18 protein-coding genes and 1 tRNA gene are annotated in these 17,295 nt (G+C 63.9%); 9 read left to right on the top strand and 10 right to left on the bottom strand.

Annotated features, from left to right (window positions below):
* Complete coding sequence (gene chpT / locus QX071_RS08515) at window positions 1–663, bottom strand: histidine phosphotransferase ChpT (RefSeq protein ID WP_316171585.1); 663 nt, start codon at window positions 661–663, stop codon at window positions 1–3.
* A gap of 277 nt (window positions 664–940) precedes the next feature.
* Here chpT and cysQ point away from each other — a divergent pair, with 277 nt between their 5' ends.
* A complete protein-coding gene (gene cysQ, locus QX071_RS08510; protein ID WP_316171583.1) occupies window positions 941–1,783 on the top strand; it encodes a 3'(2'),5'-bisphosphate nucleotidase CysQ in 843 nt (280 codons plus the stop codon).
* Window positions 1,784–1,799: 16 nt separating this feature from the next.
* On the opposite strand, the gene QX071_RS08505 is transcribed toward cysQ, so the two are convergent.
* On the bottom strand, window positions 1,800–2,315 hold the full coding sequence (locus QX071_RS08505) for a YHS domain-containing (seleno)protein (protein WP_316171581.1): 516 nt from the start codon (window positions 2,313–2,315) through the stop codon (window positions 1,800–1,802).
* A gap of 117 nt (window positions 2,316–2,432) precedes the next feature.
* Here QX071_RS08505 and QX071_RS08500 point away from each other — a divergent pair, with 117 nt between their 5' ends.
* The 4 genes from QX071_RS08500 to QX071_RS08485 all read left to right on the top strand — a co-directional run bounded on the left by QX071_RS08500 (window position 2,433) and on the right by QX071_RS08485 (window position 5,758).
* Window positions 2,433–3,041 (top strand): DUF1134 domain-containing protein, encoded by a 609-nt coding sequence (locus QX071_RS08500; protein WP_315701270.1) that lies wholly within the window; start codon window positions 2,433–2,435, stop codon window positions 3,039–3,041.
* Window positions 3,042–3,321: 280 nt separating this feature from the next.
* Window positions 3,322–4,605, top strand: a complete 1,284-nt coding sequence (locus tag QX071_RS08495; RefSeq protein ID WP_316171579.1) for a hypothetical protein — start codon at window positions 3,322–3,324, stop codon at window positions 4,603–4,605.
* 176 nt (window positions 4,606–4,781) lie between these two features.
* Window positions 4,782–4,856: transfer RNA gene (locus QX071_RS08490), tRNA-Val, on the top strand.
* Between the two features lie 515 nt (window positions 4,857–5,371).
* Window positions 5,372–5,758, top strand: coding sequence for a hypothetical protein (locus tag QX071_RS08485; RefSeq protein ID WP_315701329.1), 387 nt, complete (start codon window positions 5,372–5,374; stop codon window positions 5,756–5,758).
* Between the two features lie 82 nt (window positions 5,759–5,840).
* Here the strand turns inward: QX071_RS08485 and QX071_RS08480 are convergent, their stop codons facing one another.
* Window positions 5,841–6,401, bottom strand: coding sequence for a helix-turn-helix domain-containing protein (locus QX071_RS08480; protein WP_409977732.1), 561 nt, complete (start codon window positions 6,399–6,401; stop codon window positions 5,841–5,843).
* Between the two features lie 48 nt (window positions 6,402–6,449).
* Window positions 6,450–7,277 carry a cysteine hydrolase gene (locus QX071_RS08475; protein WP_315701330.1) on the bottom strand — a complete coding sequence of 276 codons (828 nt, stop codon included), beginning with the start codon at window positions 7,275–7,277 and terminating at the stop codon, window positions 6,450–6,452.
* Window positions 7,278–7,432: 155 nt separating this feature from the next.
* Here QX071_RS08475 and QX071_RS08470 point away from each other — a divergent pair, with 155 nt between their 5' ends.
* Window positions 7,433–7,954, top strand: a complete 522-nt coding sequence (locus QX071_RS08470; RefSeq protein ID WP_315701331.1) for a GNAT family N-acetyltransferase — start codon at window positions 7,433–7,435, stop codon at window positions 7,952–7,954.
* Window positions 7,955–8,844: 890 nt separating this feature from the next.
* Here the strand turns inward: QX071_RS08470 and QX071_RS08465 are convergent.
* On the bottom strand, window positions 8,845–8,985 hold the full coding sequence (locus QX071_RS08465) for a hypothetical protein (protein ID WP_315701333.1): 141 nt from the start codon (window positions 8,983–8,985) through the stop codon (window positions 8,845–8,847).
* 198 nt (window positions 8,986–9,183) lie between these two features.
* Between QX071_RS08465 and QX071_RS08460 the strand changes: the two genes are divergently transcribed.
* A complete protein-coding gene (locus QX071_RS08460; RefSeq protein WP_315701334.1) occupies window positions 9,184–9,384 on the top strand; it encodes a hypothetical protein in 201 nt (66 codons plus the stop codon).
* 204 nt (window positions 9,385–9,588) lie between these two features.
* Here the strand turns inward: QX071_RS08460 and QX071_RS08455 are convergent, their stop codons facing one another.
* A complete protein-coding gene (locus QX071_RS08455) occupies window positions 9,589–10,104 on the bottom strand; it encodes a hypothetical protein (protein WP_315701335.1) in 516 nt (171 codons plus the stop codon).
* Window positions 10,105–10,239: 135 nt separating this feature from the next.
* Entirely contained in the window at window positions 10,240–11,787 is a 1,548-nt protein-coding gene (locus QX071_RS08450; protein WP_315701336.1) for an acetolactate synthase large subunit, read from the bottom strand.
* Between the two features lie 283 nt (window positions 11,788–12,070).
* Here QX071_RS08450 and QX071_RS08445 point away from each other — a divergent pair, with 283 nt between their 5' ends.
* Together QX071_RS08445 and QX071_RS08440 are read left to right on the top strand one after the other, a co-directional pair.
* Entirely contained in the window at window positions 12,071–12,658 is a 588-nt protein-coding gene (locus tag QX071_RS08445) for a L,D-transpeptidase (protein ID WP_315701337.1), read from the top strand.
* A gap of 51 nt (window positions 12,659–12,709) precedes the next feature.
* Window positions 12,710–13,489, top strand: coding sequence for a DUF2927 domain-containing protein (locus QX071_RS08440; protein WP_315701338.1), 780 nt, complete (start codon window positions 12,710–12,712; stop codon window positions 13,487–13,489).
* A gap of 211 nt (window positions 13,490–13,700) precedes the next feature.
* Here the strand turns inward: QX071_RS08440 and QX071_RS08435 are convergent, their stop codons facing one another.
* The 3 genes from QX071_RS08435 to QX071_RS08425 all read right to left on the bottom strand — a co-directional run bounded on the left by QX071_RS08435 (window position 13,701) and on the right by QX071_RS08425 (window position 17,253).
* On the bottom strand, window positions 13,701–14,795 hold the full coding sequence (locus QX071_RS08435; RefSeq protein WP_315701339.1) for a M48 family metallopeptidase: 1,095 nt from the start codon (window positions 14,793–14,795) through the stop codon (window positions 13,701–13,703).
* A 33-nt stretch (window positions 14,796–14,828) separates the two neighbouring features.
* Complete coding sequence (locus QX071_RS08430; RefSeq protein ID WP_315703093.1) at window positions 14,829–15,962, bottom strand: DUF898 family protein; 1,134 nt, start codon at window positions 15,960–15,962, stop codon at window positions 14,829–14,831.
* Between the two features lie 118 nt (window positions 15,963–16,080).
* Window positions 16,081–17,253, bottom strand: coding sequence for an isovaleryl-CoA dehydrogenase (locus QX071_RS08425; protein ID WP_315701340.1), 1,173 nt, complete (start codon window positions 17,251–17,253; stop codon window positions 16,081–16,083).
* Between the last annotated feature and the right edge of the window lie 42 nt (window positions 17,254–17,295).

Here is a 17,295-nt window from a genome sequence, read left to right as displayed (position 1 = left end):
TCAAGAGGCGGAAACCACCATCGCCTCGCCTTCGGCCACCAGCGTCACCTTCAGCCCGCAAGCTTCCGCCAGCAGACGCGTATAATAAGGCTGCACCGCATGCGCATCGATCGGCCCCTCATGAGTTGCGCCGAGAAGATTGACGATGTTCTGCGGCAGACGGGCGTTGAGGCCGGTGGCGGACACGCGGAAGCTGATGGCTTCGCCTTCTCCGACCGGATCGACGGTCAGGACGCCGCCGCGCGGAATCGTCTGCTGCGCAATGACCATCATGTTGAGCAGCAGCTTGACCCTGTTCTTCGGCAGCAGCAGCCGCGGCAGATTCCAGACGATCGAGGTCTTGGCATCCTCGATCTGGCCGCGCGCCATGGTCTGGGCATCGCCGAGATCGATCTGCGCGCCGGAGGAGCCCGCCGCGCCGAAGGCGAGCCGGCAGAACTGCAGCCGGGCCGACGCCGTCTTGGCGCTCTTGCGGATCAGCTCGAGCGCGAAATCGCGATCCTCAGGTTTCGGATTGTCGTCGAGAACCTCGAGCCCATTGACGATGGCGCCGACCGGACTGATCAGATCGTGGCACACCTTGGAGCAGAGCAATGCTGCCAGTTCGAGCGTATCGGGGGCAGGATGCTGAGACGCAGGAGCGGGAGACGATGTGCTTGACATTCGAAGTTCCTGAAAAAACCGGACGAATCATGGAGCCTTTCAGGCTTGATACACTGCGAGCGCATGAACGGCCACCTGAGCTTAGGACCGATCCGCAAAACCGCGTATAGGTTTTTGCGGGCAGACGTTGCGCTCCCACATCGCTTTCACACCCGAACAATCGAATACCGGCCGCGCAAGACTCGCGCGAAGACCCGAAATCGTGACACATGGCAGAACGCGGGCCCTCGCCAATCCTGTGTCGCCTGCTCGTGTCATTCCAGAGGACGAAATCGCCATGACCCCCGGGGCAGCTAAAGAACCCATCGTCGACCTCGAGGCTGCCGCGGCGCTGATGGAGCCACTGACCCAACTGGTCGTGGAGGCCGGGGAGGCCATTCTCGCCGTCAACCGCCGGGCGATGGCGGTCACCGAAAAATCGGACGGCTCTCCGGTCACGGAAGCGGACCTTGCCGCCGACCGGGTGATCGCCAAGGGTCTTGCGCGGATTGCGCCTGAAATTCCGACCCTCTCGGAAGAACGGGCCAGCGCGGCAGCTAGCCCATTTCGCGGCAGCTTCTTCCTGGTCGATCCGCTCGACGGCACCAAGGAGTTCGTCGCCGGCCGCGGCGAGTTCACCGTCAATCTCGCGCTGGTCACAGCGGCCACCCCCCTGCTCGGGATTGTCTGCGCACCGGCGCTGGGATTGCTGTGGCGGGGACTGGTCGGCCGTGGCGCTGAGCGGCTGACGTTCGAGGATGATCGGATCGGGCCGCCAACGCCGATCCACACGCGTCCCTTGCCGAAAGCCGGCGACCGCTGGGTTGCGGCCGTCAGCAGGTCGCATGGGGATCCCCGGACCGAGGCGTTCATTGAAAGCCGCCCCGGAGCGGTCAAGCTGCCGCTCGGCTCGGCGGTGAAATTCGGACGGCTCGCAGAAGGGACGGTCGACATCTATCCGCGACTGGCGCCGACCTCCGAATGGGACGTGGCCGCGGGCCATGCGGTGGTGACGGCGGCCGGCGGCGCGGTCACCACCGCAACCGGCGCCCCCTTGCGCTTCGGCGAAGGGCGCGAGGGCTTCATCATCCCCGCGTTCATCGCCTGGGGAGATCCGGCCGCCGTCGCGCCGGCAGCCTGAAGCGATTGCGCCGTTCCTATTCCGGAAGATCCTGCATCAGCGCCGGCCAGCGCTCGGCGGCCTGGCGTAAATAGCGGTCGGGATCGGCCGCGAAGCTGTCGCGATTGTCTTCGCGGCTGAACAGGAACAGCCGCTGATCGGCCACGAGCCAGAGCCGCGGATTACCAGCGACGGTGACGCCGCGGGCGACATCGGTCGGGTCATAGCCGCCGAATTGCGGGCCATAGATTTCCGGATGGGCCAGGAAGGACGCCCGGTTGCCTTCATTGTGGAAGCGCCAGACCACCCCGCCCTGCCAGGCCTCGAACTCCTGCAGGCCCTGCATCGGCTTACCATTGACGAAATAGGCCACCGGGTCGTAGCCGTCGATGGCAAGCCCACTGAAGCGGTTGGTGATGACGCGTTCGGTGGTGGCGGCCCGGGCTCCGGCGACGGCGGCGGAGGCAGCCGCCAGAAACAGAATCGCGACTATTCCCAGGCAAAACCGCGACGTTGCCCCTCCGAGGTTTCGTTGTTGCCGTTGTCCGGTCATAGTTGGTGCCGATAAGATGCTAGTCGAAGGGGGCCATGCCCTTCTCTGATCATCGCTCGCGGGTGGTTGGCGTCAGGTTAAGCGACGGTCGGACATTCGATTGCAGGGGATCCTTTCATGAGCTTCGTTTCCCGCGTTGTTGCCGCGACGCTTGCGGCCTGTCTCGCGCTGGCTCTGCCGGCGAGTGCGCAGCAGGCGCCGCCCCCCCCGAGCGCGCCACCGCCACAGCGCGCGCCCGGGCCGGACAATTACGGACCTGACGAGTTGGTCACCGCCGGCCATCACTTCTTCGGCAACGTCTCGCGCGGCCTCGCCTCGGTGATCGAGCGCGCGGTCAGCCAATGGGGGCTGCCGAACGGCTACGTGCTCGGCGAAGAAGGCTCGGGCGCGTTCGTGGCCGGCCTGCGCTACGGCGAGGGCACGCTCTACACCAAGAACGCCGGCGACCTGCGTGTCTATTGGCAGGGGCCCTCGGTCGGTTTCGACTGGGGCGGCGACGGCGCGCGCACGATGACGCTGGTCTATAACCTGCCCGCGACCAGCGCGATCTATCAGCGCTTCGTCGGGATCGACGGCTCGGCCTATATCGTCGGCGGCTTCGGCATGACCGCGCTCACCGCCAACAACATCGTGCTGGTGCCGATCCGCTCCGGTATCGGCCTGAGGCTCGGGGCCAATGTCGGCTATCTCAAATACACTCCGAGCCCGACCTGGAACCCGTTCTGATACCGATCAGACACATTTTGCACTGACTGATCGACATTGGCGCGGCGACATGCTGGCGTTAGCCCCTGCTGGCGTGGCAATGTGATTCTATCAAGCCTCGTGGTTTTGAGGCTGACATACGTATCCCGTCTGGGAACTACTTTTGCGGATGTCGGCACCAGAGAACCACGAGCGAACGTAATGCTCGTGACGTTTCGGTCGTAACGTTCGCATCAGGACTCGCGGCGAGCGGGTTGCGAACGCCAACTCCGCTACGCGAGCTGGCCTGGAGTTGCGTGTCATGGTCGAGCCGATCATTTATTTCGCGATCGGTTTTCTGGTCGCGATGCTGTGCGCCTTGATGCTGGTGCCCCTGGTGCACAGCCGGGCGGTGCGGCTGACCACGCGCCGCCTCGAGGCCGCCACACCGCTGTCGATGGCAGAGATCCAGGCCGACAAGGACCAGCTCCGCGCCGAATTCGCCATGTCGGCCCGGCGGCTTGAGCTCAGCCTCGAGACCCTCAAAAGCAAGACCACCAACCAGCTTGCCGAACTCGGCAAGAAGACCGATGCGATCAACCGCATGAAGATCGAACTCGGCGAGAAGAACGCCACGATCTTTGCGCTCGAAGCCCGGGAGAAGGCGCTGAAGGACCAGCTCCGCGCCACCGAGGAGGAAGTGATCGCCAAGGCCGATGGCTTGCGCGCCGCCGAGCAGGCCCTGAAGAACAAGCAGAGTGAACTCACCCGGCTCTCAACCGAACTGAACGACCGGGCCATGCTGGCGGATAGCCGCCAGATCGAGCTGGTCACGGTGCGGACCCAGATCGAGGAGCTGAAGGCGCGGGTCGGCGAGGCCGGGACCGACCTTGCCGCGACGCAGGCGCGGCTGACGCAGGAGCGCGGCGAGCAGGAGGCGACCTCGCGCGAGCTGACCGACGCGCGCGGCCGGGTCGAAAATCTCAGCCAGCGCGTCACCGACCTCGATCGCCAGCTCATCGTTCAGGTCAAGGAGGCCGAGATGCTGGCGGGCCGGGCCGCCGACCTGGAGACGCGGCTGGCAACGCAGGGCAAGCTATTGGCCGAGCGCGATTTCGAGACCAATCAGCTCCGCCAGGCCAACGCGGCCGCCGAGCGCAGCATGCAGGAGCTGCGCGAGGAGCTCGCCGGCTTCTCCGGCGGCAAATCCTCGGCCGTGGAGAAGCTCAAGGGCGAGAAGGCGGCGCTGGAAGAGCAGCTCCGGATCGCCCGCGACGAACGCGCCAAGCTGCAGCGCGAGATGAACACGATCCAGCAGCAGGCGGAGAGCACCTGGGCCCAGGAGCGGATGGAGAACGCCCTGTTGCGCGAGCGGATCAACGACATCGCCGCGGAGGTCGCCAAGCTCGCCATGCAGCTGGAAGGGCCGAACTCGGCCATCGAGGCGATGCTGGAGGCCGAGCCGGCCCCGCCCCATCCCGCCAACGGCAATGCGAGCGGCACGGCCGCCACCGGCCCGAATGGCATCCAGGGCGGCACCCTGGCCGAGCGCATCCGCGCCCTGCAGGCCCACGCCTCGCGCGCCCGCCAGATCGGGGCTAGCTAGCGCCCTGCGACACGCATGCGGCCGACTTGCTCGATTCTTGCGGCTTGACCCGAGGAATTCCGCCTCGAAAGACCGTGCAAACCTTGACACCGGTAGCCTGCACTTCGTAAATCGCAGCCTCCGACGGACTGCTTCGGGTGCTGGCCGGCTTCATCGCCGCCCCGCCATCGAAATCCGGGCGCATAGCTCAGCGGGAGAGCGTTCCCTTCACACGGGAGAGGTCCAAGGTTCGATCCCTTGTGCGCCCACCATTCTCCGACCACGCGCGATCCTTTTCAGCTGCGGACCGGCCATCGGGCTCGCGGAACGAGCAGCGGCAAGTGAACCCCCGTGATGCGGCAGACGATGTCGACTGCCTCGACATGATCGCCACCGAGCCCATGCCGTCATCGCTGCACGCGTTCCGGCTTCGCGAGAGCGGCATCGCGCGCGCTTATGCTGCTCGGCGACGAACTTGCGGGTCTCTTCCTACATGCGCTCGATGCGCGCGACCTGAAGCGAGCAGGAAGAGATCGCGGAAGCACTGAAGCGGATTTTGCAGCAGGCTTGCCGGAAGAATTGACGAAGCAACGGGCTCGATCCCCGACGGACAGCCTACGTGGCTGCCCGTGCGGTACTGGCGCGCCAGGCGCGGCTCTCTCGACAAGGAGGGAGAAAGACGCCGCAGCAAAAACGCTCAACCTAGGCTGGAAACTATACTGCGAATGCGGTAACCAGATAGGCGATTCACATATTAATACCGCCTTTATGCTTTAAGGAATGCATAGTGATTGACCGGCGCGACGAGCTAGAAGCTCTGCTGAAGCATGAACGTCTCGAAAAAGTCCAAGGTTACACGAAGCGAGGGAGACGGTTCCAACTTCTGCCAGATACCGAGTTGATCGATTTCTGGGTACTTACGATGAACCATTGGGCCAATGGCTCCACCGAGTTCACGTCCCAAGACATGGACGACTGCGAATCTGAGATGATGCTGAGGCGGATCGACCCACCGTTCGATCGCGTAAGTAAGATATGGGAGCGTGTTGCTCAAAGAGCCGAGCTCCATTTCAGCCTGATTGATAGTGATCCAAAAGCTCGGGCCGCGACGGAAGCGCTGTTGGAAGCGCAACTTGAGCAGTTTCGCCGGCAAGCCGGGCGCCCGAAGCATTAAATTTGCTGTGAGCCCTGAGAGAGGGCCGAACTGCACGTCACGTTCCTGGGCGTCAAATGACGAACAGATGCGCCCAACTTGCCTAGGAATGCCTGACGATCACGATGTAGTTTGCCGGCACGTGGCCGGCATTCTCGAACGCGACAGGTCGCATGACGTCGAAATCGAGACAGTCTCCCTCGTCGAGGTCAAAGCGCTTTTCTCCGACGAAGACCGTCAATCGACCTTCGAGCAGAAGCAGTTGCTGCGTGTAGGCGCGCCTGCCCCAAGGACTATAGGACACGCGCTGCCCTTCAGGCAGCTCGACACTGATGATCTCGATGCCGCTGGCCGCATCGAGCGCGGATGCATGACGGCGACGATATCCGGTTTCCGGATCCCGCCAGACCGGTTGATCCGCCTTCCGGGTGAGACGTTCGGGAGGCCGATCCGAAAGGCCGATCACCGCGCTCAACGTGACGTCGAGTGCCGCACACAGTTTTCCGAGAAGTGCCGCCGTTGCACTGCTCTCCGCACGTTCTATTCGCCCGATCATGGCACGGCTGACGCCTGACCGGGCTGCGAGTTCGTTCAGGCTGAGACCTGCCTTCACTCGCAGCTGCTTGAGGCGAGTCCCGATCGCTTTGTCCAGTTCTTCTGTCATCAGCGCGCCCTCCGAAGCGTCGCCCAGCGGCGACGCTTCGGATCGATCCTAGGCCCGCTGGGAAAGAAGTTCCACGAACCGGTCCGCGGAGATAACCGGCGCGAAGAAGTTGTTGATGCGCTGCATGGCAGCCGCCTCCTGTTCGGGCTTCTGGCAACCGCAGGCGTCGCCGATGACGATCGGAAGGTAACCCGCGTCGCGCGCCGCGCGCGCATTTCCCTCGATACACCAGTCAAGGTGAATGCCGGTAAGCACGATCGTCTGGATGCGCTTGCGCGCAAGCTCCAGCGGCAATTGCGTTCCGGCGAAAGCCGTCTGAAGCGCAAGCTCGTTGAACTCATTGTCGCCAGGCCGAACCAGCGCCCGCAATTCCCCGACGAGTTCATTGTCTCGCCGTTTCATTTCCGAACTGAAATTCAACCCCTTGGTCCAGCTCGCATATTGCACGCGATCGAAGTCCGATTGCGGATAATTCCCGCGAAACACCTCATAGCCGATCCAGTTGAACGACACGAAATTTTTCACCTTTCGCGCCGCGTTGACAACCTTGACGGTTGCTTCGAGGCTTCCGCGTTCGCGGTGACCTTCAGATGCTTGCACGCCGCCGGGATCGTACACGGACTTGTTCTGGCTCACAGACATGTAGGCCGCCGGCCGCGACAGGATCTCAACGAGGTCGAGCTCATTCCAGTGCGCCGCGAGCGGCGGAACAGCGTTGATCCCGCCGACTCCCGATGCCGCTGCCTTATCAGCAGCAAGCGTCGAGGTTGCGGCGACCGCAACTGCGCCGACGAGCGCGCCGCGGCGCGTCGTGAGAGGATAATTCATTTGTAGCTCCTGTGGGTATCGATGACATAGCCGCAAAATTTGGCTCATTGCCGATCGTGCGACCGTCCTCTCCAAGAGCAACGCATGTACCAACCGGAGCTGACGATCGGTCAATATATGAGAATTCGCGCGGTGCTGCTTTGAGAATTGCTGAGCGCTTCTCAGAGATGCAATAGTCGGATGTCGATCCCGAGAGGCCGCCGATGCCGATAGATGAACTGCAAATCCGCGACGCGGCAGAAGCTGATGCGGCTTCGATCCTATCGATCTACAACGATGCGGTGCTGCATACGACGGCGATCTGGAATGATCGGCCTTCCGATCTTGAGGCGCGGATGGCCTGGCTGGCCGAGCGCAGACAGAGCGGCTATCCGGTCTTGGTCGCCTCAGATCGTTCCAGGTTACTGGGCTATGCGTCGTTCGGTGCCTTCAGGCCGTGGGACGGCTATCGCCACACTGTCGAGCACTCCGTTTATGTCGATCGCGCCGCACGACGACTTGGTGTCGGCTATGCGCTGGTGAGCGAACTGGTCTCGCGCGCACGCGCGATGAACAAGCACGTCATGGTCGCCGGGATCGAAGCGACGAACGAGCCGTCCTTGCAGCTGCATGCACGGCTCGGTTTTTCCACGGCTGGCCAGCTTCGATCGGTTGGTCGAAAGTTCGACAAGTGGCTCGATCTTGTCTTCATGCAGCTGACGCTGGAAGACGAACTCCAGGGATAAGGCGATCGCGCAACGCCGTTCTCGGCCACCGGCAACCATGCGGCGCGCCGGCCGCGAAGCACCGCGATCGACGCCATGATCAGCCGACGGCAGCAGTGCCAGTCATCGGCGGCTTCTCTTCGGAACCGGAATTCCGATGCAGGTTGTCGTTCCGTCCGTTTCGTGAGCGGCGAGGCCGCACGGCCGCGCGGGAACTGTGATCGTCGATCCGTCTGGTCCCGGCCGAGACAGTCCAGTGGACGATACTTGCATCTGCTCCTCCGCCGCACCGTGGACGGCTTCTGGCACCGTCTTATTTGCTGCTGATGCACCTTCTGGGTTCGATGCGGCCGGCGAGGCGCCGCCACGCAAGTCGGCGGGTGCGGGCGCGACGCCCGTAGCACCACCCAAACCACCGATGGTGCCGCTCCTGGTCGCGGGGGTCGTGACTCCCGATGACGCATTGGTACCACTTCCGACGAGTCCGCGGGCATTCGTGCTGGGGTTTCCTGTTCCGGCTGATCCATTACCGGCTGGATTGCTTGAACCCGGTGATCCGCCCCCCACCCGACCGATGCCGCCCCCAACGGCTCCCGTCGGTGCTCCGCCTCCGACGGCGGCACTTCCCGTGCCTCCTGCACCCACGCCGGCGCCTATTCCGCCGGACGTCGCGCCACCGCCGGGCCCGGCGGCGGAGGCAAATCCCATAGGCAGCGTGGCTATCAGCAAGGCGACAGCGAAATGTCTCGGATCGCAAATCAGCATGACGGCCTCCTTCTGATCCTACCCGCAACCAATATGGGTGCGGTGCCTAGCCGACCTCAAGCCGTTCGCGCGGCTCCTCACTCGCTCGCCTCTGGCATCTGCCGTGGCCGCGATCGCTTCGCTTGGTCAGTGTGCTGAATGCTCGATCAGATCGCGAACAGCCAGACCGCGACGATGGTGCCGAGCGTCGCCAGGCCGCTGATGGTCCAGCCAGCGGCGTAGCCGAAATCATCTTCCTGCATGTCGTGCGGCGGCTCGTGGGCGATCATTGCCGTTTGCCAGTCCATGTCCGCCTCCTCGTCTGCGCATGGGTATCTGCACGCGAGACAATCGCCACAGAACCAGCGCCGTTCCCGCGCGGCGAGGGCGTAAAGCGGCTTTTGGATGGCGGAACTCTCACGAATAACTGATCCCTGCGACGGAACGACGCGGCGCAAGTTCCGTTATGGTGCGCCGGTTCCAAACCCCATGGAGGTTTTTTCGCAATGCGCAAACTGATCATCGCCACGGCCGCAGTTGCCTTGATGTCGTCTACCGCTTTCGCCCAGGACAAGGCCGGCGGCTCTACCGCTCCTACAGCCCAGAGCGGCGACACCATGAGCAAGGGCGACGGCATGAAGATGAGCAAGACCAAGAAGAAATCGAAGAAGTCGACCAAGTCGTCCAGCGACACGATGAAGCAGTAAGCATTTCGAGACGCCCGGCCGCTCCGTTGCCGGAGCGGCCATCGATCTGCCGCGCTGTCCGAGGCGTAGCGCGGCAGTTCATTGCGGCATGCCGCAACCCGCAAGCCCCCTGTTTGCTGACGCGCGTCGATCTGGTCCGCGCCCGAGCGCTGGGCGACCGTCTGTTTGCCCAGGTCGAGCAGCCGGGCCTCAGCATCCTTTGTCTCAGGATGCGAGCAGGCCCATATGCACGAGGCGGACGGCAAGCCAGGCTGTCATCTGCTGGTCAAGTCGGGCGCCGGCAAAGACTTCCGCGCCCCTCACCCCGGTCCGATCCAGCACCAGCAGCACCCCGATCCAATAGGCGAACCAGAGATGCGGGTCGGTCAGCGCCATCAGCTTGTGGCGATCATGTTCGATCGGCTGGTGATTGCTTGCCTTGCGGACCTCGATCGCCAGCAGGTTTTCCGGAACGGCGCGCCGGTGCACGACAATGTCGGGATAGATGGACTTGCCGAGCGTATCGTCGGTCGAGACGATGCTGCCGCGCGGCAGGATCATCCTGCGTTCGCCGAGCCGGTTGTAGTCGCAGTCGATGTCCCAGCCGAGGAAGTTGCGCTCCAGATGCACCGCGAACCGATGCGTCAGCGCGCGTTCGCCGACGTCGCGGTCAAGAATGAAGCGCTCGCGCGCATAGAACTCCTGCAGCGCGGAGATCAATCGGTTCAATTCACTGTGCATGCTGCCCAAGAAGCAAAGGATGGAGACGTCACCAACAACACGCAATCGGCCTGAGTCGCCAACCGCATAATGAGGTCATGACGCTGCCATCAACCGGCGGCCGTTTTGCGGCCGCCACGAGCGGGGCGAGCGGGGTTACATCTGCACTTCGATCAGGCGCGGCCCGGCTTCCGCGTTCGCCTCGGCCAGCGCCTTGTTGAACTCGTCGGCGGTCGTGACCGCGCGGCCGGGGACGCCCATGCCCTTGGCCATGGCGACGAAATCCAGCGTCGGCCGGTCGATCTTGAGCATGTCCTGGGCGCGCTGCCCCGGCTCGCCGGCGCCGACGCCATCGAACTCGCCGCGCAGGATCTGATAGATGCGGTTGGCGAACACGACGGTCACGACGTTCAGGTTCTCGCGCGCCTGGGTCCACAGCGACTGGATCGTGTACATGGCGCTGCCGTCGCCGACCAGGCACATCACCTTGCGGTCGGGACAGGCGACTGCCGCGCCGGTCGCAACGGGCGTGGAGAAGCCGATCGAGCCGCCCATGTTCTGCAGCCAGTCGTGCGGGGCGGCGGCCGCGGTCGGCGGGAAGAAGCCGCGGCCCGTGGTGATGGACTCATCGACCACGATCGCGTTCTCCGGGATCGCGTAAGCGATCGCCTGCGCGATCGTGGTGTGGTTCAGCGCGCCGGTCGGCTTGACCAGCTCGGCGAGCTTCTGCGGCTGCACATCGGACGCCTTGGCGCCGAGATGGCCGGCCAGCGCTTCCAGCGCGGCGACGGAATTCTCGCCCCACGCCGTCATCCGGTGCACCTCGGTGCCCTCGGCCTTCAACATGCTCGGCTTGTTCGGATAGGCGAAGAAGGCGACGGGATCGTTGGCATCGACCAGCACGATATGCTTGTAGTTCTTCAGGATCGGCAGCGCCTGTTCGATCACGTAAGGGATGCGGTCGATCGAGAAGCGGCCGGCGCCGCGCGCCATCCGTGGATGATAGGTCTGGCCCATGACGCGGCAGCCGGTCTTGCCGGCGATCCGCTGCGCGAAGGCAAGCCCCTGCTCGGTCAGCGCACTGGCGGTCATCAGCACCAGCGTCTCCGGACCATGAGCGTGCAGGATCTTGGCCGCCTTCTCGACCGCGTCAGCCGAATAGCTCGGACGCTGGGTCTCAGCCGGGACCGTCGCGATGCCATCGGCTTCGTTCCAGGCGGTATCGGCCGGCAGGATCAGGGTCGCGATCTGCGGCGGCGCGCTCTTCGCAGCAGCAATTGCCGCAGCGCCGTCCGCCGCCACCGCCTTGGCGCTCGGCGAGGTCCGCACCCAGTCCGACATCGGCCGCGCCAGCCCTTCGATGTCCGAGGTGAGCGGCGCGTTGAAGCCGATGTGGTAGGTCGCGTGCTGGCCGACGATGTTGACGATGCCGGAGCGCGCCTTCTTGGCGTTGTGCAGATTGGCAAGGCCGTTGGCGAGGCCGGGCCCGAGATGAAGCAGCGTCGAGGCCGGGGTGCCCTTCATGCGGAAATAGCCGTCGGCGGCGCCGGTCACCACGCCCTCGAACAGGCCGAGCACGCAGCGCATGCCTTCGACCCGGTCCAGCGCGGCGACGAAATGCATCTCCGAGGTGCCGGGATTGGTGAAGCAGACGTCAACACCGCCGGCGACCAGGGTCCGCACCAGACTTTCCGCACCGTTCATCATCCGCTCCGTTCACACCGCGCTTTACCACAAGGAATTTGAGATCAATCATTGTTCGCCGGCTCAGTCAAAGGGCAGAGCTGCATTGCAGCCATGGCACCACGAACAACGCAAAGGATTGGCTAACGCCTTTGTTGGAAGATCCGATCGCGCATGCTCGGGACGTGGAATTTAGGTTACGGCGGCCGGCGAAACGCCGTTTGTCACGGGTCCGTGGGTTGCGAAAAACGGCCGTTTGTGGCCTGTCTTTTCGCATAATTCGATAGCTTGCCGGGGGATTGAAATGACGCGTTCATTGGGTATGGCGATTGCGGCTGTCACGATGGCCGGGGCGACGCTGCTCGCCAGCAGCGGCTTGGCCCGGGCGGAATTCTTCGACACGCGCGAGTTGTTCGGCAGCGGGCCGAACTATTACCAGAGCGGAGCCAGCCCGATCCCGCGCGAAACCGTGATGTACCCGACCAACTACGCGCCCGGCACCATCGTGATAAACACCGCCGAGCGCCGGCTCTATCTCGTGCTGTCGAGCGGCCAGGCACTGCGCTATGGCATTGGCGTGGGCCGCGACGGCTTCCGCTGGGGCGGTGTGCACCGCATCACGGCCAAGAAGGAATGGCCGGATTGGACTCCGCCCTCCCAGATGCTGCGGCGCCGGCCGGACCTGCCGCGCCACATGCGCGGGGGCATCGAAAATCCGCTGGGCGCCCGCGCGCTCTATCTGGGATCGACGCTGTACCGGATCCACGGCTCCAACGAACCGGAAACCATCGGCCAGGCGGTGTCCTCAGGCTGCTTCCGGATGACCAATGAGGACGTCACCGACCTCTACAATCGGGTCTCGGTCGGCGCCACGGTGATCGTCAAGAACTAACACATGGGTCAAAGCCGAAGTGCCGCGCCGAGGCGCGGCCGAAACTGGTGGATGTTTCGGACGGCAGCGCTCGCCATCCTCCTTGTCCCGGTCACGGCCGCCCCCGCGGCGACCGGGGACATTCCGGCTATTGTCTCGCGGCAGCGGATCGAGAAGAAGACCTTCACCGATGCCGAGATCATCGAGGGCTTTTTCAAGACCGCGTTCGGAGCCGAATACCATCTGGCCGGGCGGGTCGATCGCATCAGAAAATACAACGCGCCGGTGCGCGTGTTCGCGGACGGCCACCGCGCCGATCGCAAGACGCAGCTCGCCAGGGTCGTCAGCGACATCGGCAAACGGGTCCAGCATCTCGACATTGCGATGACCGACAACGGCGAGGATGCCAATGTCCGGGTCAAGCTGGTGCGCGACCGCGATCTCTACCGCACCATCAGCCAGGACTATGGCAGCGAACGGGCGCGCGAGATCAAGACCTCGCTCGATCCGCAATGCCTCTCCGGCTTCCACAAGAACGATGCCTTCGAGATCGAGCATTCCGACGTGATCCTGACCGTGGACAACGGCGATTTCGTCTTCCTCGATTGCGCCTATGAAGAGCTGTTGCAGTCGCTCGGCCCGATCAACGATACATCGAGCGTGCCGTGGACCATGTTCAACGACAATGTCTCGATGGGCTATTTCGACGTCTACGACCAGTACATCCTCAATGTGCTGTACGATCCACGCATCAAGGCGGGCATGACGTTCGCCGAGGTCAAGGCCGTGCTGCCGGAGGTGCTGACCGACGTCCGCGCCTGGGTGAAGCAGGTGAACCACCTGGCGGATTGACGGATATGCTCGCCGTGGGAGCCTTGGCGCAGAGCCAAACTCCGCAGTCGTCCCGGCGAACGCCGGGACCCATACGCCGCGGCGCTGCAAGCAGGCAAACTGCGCAACGCTCGCCGAAAACAACTGTGCTCAGTGATTATGGGTCCCGGCGTTCGCCGGGACGACGTTGAGTATTTGTCTACCCGAGCATATCACCAATACGACTCGACAACTACCTGCAAATCCCCTTCAGCGCACTCCACTCCTCCGCAGTCAGCAGCGGCGGGCCGCTCGGCGGCTGGTCTTCGGCGCGCATGCGCGCGAGCCGTTCTTCGGTCAGCGGATGACTTGCGAGCAGCGACGGCTGTTTGCCGCCCTCCTTGCCGGTGACACGGAACATCAACTCGCCCATCGGCGCGGCCGGACGTCCCAGCTTGTGCATCACCTCGATCGCGAAACTGTCGGCATCGTGCTCGGCTTCGCGCGAATAGGAAGCAGTGACGATCGTGCGCGAGGCGAAGATCACCGCGCCCGCGCCGGTGATGTCGCCGAACAACAGGCCGATCAGGAACGAGCTGCCGCCATTGTGAATCGCCTGCCGCAGATTGTCGCGATGTTTGAGATGCCCGAGCTCGTGCGCCAGCACGCCGGCGATCTCGTCGGGGTCGTTCGCCTTGGCCAACAGGCCGCTCAGGAGGAAGAAGCGGCCGCCGGGAAGCGCGAACGCATTTGGGATCGGCGTGTCCAGAACCTGTGCCGCCAGGTCCGCATCAAGCCCGGCCGGACCACGGAGCGCCTCGACCAGCTTGGCGAACGCGGCCTGCCCGGCGGCGGCTCGGCACATCTTGTTGCCGAAGACGGCCTGCAGCTGAACCTCGGCGGCTTCGCCGAGGTGCCGCTCCATCGCCTGCGGCACCAACGGCGTGAGGCGATCGGCGGCAAAGGGCACGACGAAGAGAACCATCACGACGATGGACGCCGCAGCCGCCAGCGACCAGCCGATGATCCGCGCGATCGCGCCGGAGGTCAGCCTGTTCTCGTCGAGCCGGCTGCAGCGCGCCACAATCCCGGACGCGAGCGCAGGGTCGCGAATCTCCAGGCGCGCGAGCGGCGACGCCGACAGGCAGCTCACACGCAGAATGCCGCTCGGCGCATCGACCCGCCGGATATCCAGATACGGCCATGAGACGAAATTGTCGGCGCTGCGCAGCACGAGCTGGTTGGCAAGGACGACCGTGACCGTCTGCCGTCGGTTCGACAGTCCGTCGAAATAGATCGCCTGTCCGTCTCCGGCCTGCGCCGACTGATCCTGCTCCGTCTCATCCATATCGCAAGCGCCTATGCGGAGAATGCGCCCGAATCAAAATCCGGCGACGTCGAGACCGTCAGCAAAGCCCTCGCCCAGCGCGCTGGCAAGATCGCCCTTGGCCGAGATGTCAGCAATTGCCTCGATACCATGCAGCTCGACCGACGCCAGCAGCCGCGCCCAGACGTCCCGCAACAAATAGAGCCGCATCACGACATTGATCGCCAGGATCAGCGCCACGTAGCCGAGCGCCATCATGATCAGCATCGGGATATTGTTGGCGAGCGCCTCTGCGACCTTCGCCTCCGCGATAGGCGCACCGCCGAGCTTCAAGGCCAGCCATGTGACGCCGATAAAATAGGCTCCGGTGGCCAGCCACAACACAACGAACCAGCCGATCACCTTCCAATAGAGCCCGTAAAGTGCGCCTGGGCTCAAGCTCGACTGCAACCGCACGCCGCCGAAACGGATGCCCGACAGCCACCAGCGCCATTCGACCGCTTTGAACTGCGCGTAAAGGAACGGAAACAGCGGAAACAAGACCAGCGCGAATGGCGCACAAAGCCAGAGATACCAGGCGCGCTTGAAGAACTCCCAGCCGCTGCCAGCGAAATCACCCCGCAGATCGCCATAATGCGAATGCTGCATCTTGTAGCGTTCGAGCGCGGCCTCGCGCCAGGGCCAGGCCAGCCCCAGAGTGACGACGACCAGCAACGTCCAGAGCATCGCGCGTCCGGCATAGGCCCAGCCCGAGCCGTCCATCCAGAAGCGGACGCCGCGCCACACCGTGCGCGTGAGCCGGTAGCGCCGCGCGCGATAGATCGCGAACTGGCCGAACGCATAGAACGCGATGACCAGCGGCACGCTCGCAAAGCCTTTGAGGCGCTCGGCTTCGACGCTGACGATGAAATAAGCCAGATAGATCGGCACCAGGATCGCCATCGCGAACAGGAAGCCGATCAGCAGCTCCTTGCCGCGGCCGGTATATTCGGCGGCATCGCCATCCACCGCCGTGTTCACCCACAGGTGCCGGCGAATGTCGGTGGCAAGCCAGAACCGGTAGAAGCCCAGTGTGACCAGTTCGAGCAGCGCCCCACGGCCGACCAGGCCGAAAAACTCGCCCCGCTCACCCGCAAAAGTAACCGGTGTCCCCGGCAGCGGCGGAGGCGGCTGCGGGATGAAATTCATCTGATTCACGGAATTGATCTCCGACGACGCACGGACAATACAACTATACCCCTGTCGTTTGTCGGCGCCACGACGCCGGGGTTCGATCCGCCCGGCGATTTTTCGTGCAACCGCGGCGTCAGGCGGTTTTCTCGAACAATTCCCGTCCGATCAGCATGCGGCGGATCTCGCTGGTGCCGGCGCCGATCTCGTAAAGCTTGGCGTCGCGCAGCAGCCGTCCGGTCGGATAGTCGTTGATATAGCCATTGCCGCCGAGGAGCTGGATCGCATCCAGCGCGCATTGCGTCGCCTTCTCCGCGGCATAGAGGATCGCGCCGGCCGCATCCTCGCGCGTGGTCTCGCCGCGGTCGCAGGCTTTCGCCACCGCATAGACATAGGCCCGCGAAGCATTCATCGTGGTATACATGTCGGCGAGCTTGCCCTGCACCAGCTGGAAGGTGCCGATCGGCTGGCCGAACTGCTTGCGCTCGTGCACATAGGGCAGCACCACATCCATGCAGGCCTGCATGATGCCGAGCGGTCCTGCCGCAAGCACCGCGCGCTCGTAATCCAATCCGCTCATCAACACGTTGACGCCGCGGCCGACCTCGCCCAGCACGTTCTCCTCGGGCACCTCGCAATCCTCGAAGACGAGCTCGCAGGTGTCGGAGCCGCGCATGCCGAACTTGTCGAGCTTCTGCGCCGTAGAGAAGCCCTTCATGCCCTTCTCGATGATGAAGGCAGTGATGCCGCGCGGGCCGCCATTCGGATCGGTCTTGGCATAGACCACGAGCGTGTCCGCGACCGGGCCGTTGGTGATCCACATCTTGCTGCCGTTGAGAACGAAGCGATCGCCCTTCTTGTCGGCGCGGGTTTTCATCGAGACGACGTCAGAGCCGGCCTGCGGCTCCGACATCGCCAGCGACCCGACATGCTCGCCGGAGATCAGCTTCGGCAGATATTTGTACTTCTGCGCAACATTGCCGTTGCGGCGGATCTGGTTGACGCAGAGATTGGAATGGGCGCCATAGGACAGGCCGACCGAGGCCGAGGCGCGCGAGATCTCCTCCATGGCAATGCAATGTTCGAGGTAGCCGAGGCCTGAGCCGCCATACTCCTCCTCGACCGTGATGCCGTGCAGGCCGAGCGCGCCGATCTGGGGCCAGAGATCGCGCGGAAACTGGTTGGAGCGGTCGATCTCGGCAGCGCGCGGGGCGATTTCGTTCTGCGAAAAATTGGCCACGGTCTCGCGAATGGCATCCGCGGTCTCGCCCAGATCGAAATTGAAGATGGCTCGCGCGTTCGGGATCATCTCAACGGCCTCCCAGCAGTCCTGTCGATGTTACGGTCGTAG

The organism is Bradyrhizobium sp. SZCCHNS1022 (genome assembly GCF_032484835.1).
In the GTDB taxonomy this organism is placed as follows: Bacteria; Pseudomonadota; Alphaproteobacteria; order Rhizobiales; family Xanthobacteraceae; genus Bradyrhizobium.
The sequence above is the reverse complement of the archived record's forward strand: the minus strand, read 5'-3'. Positions and strand labels throughout refer to the sequence as shown.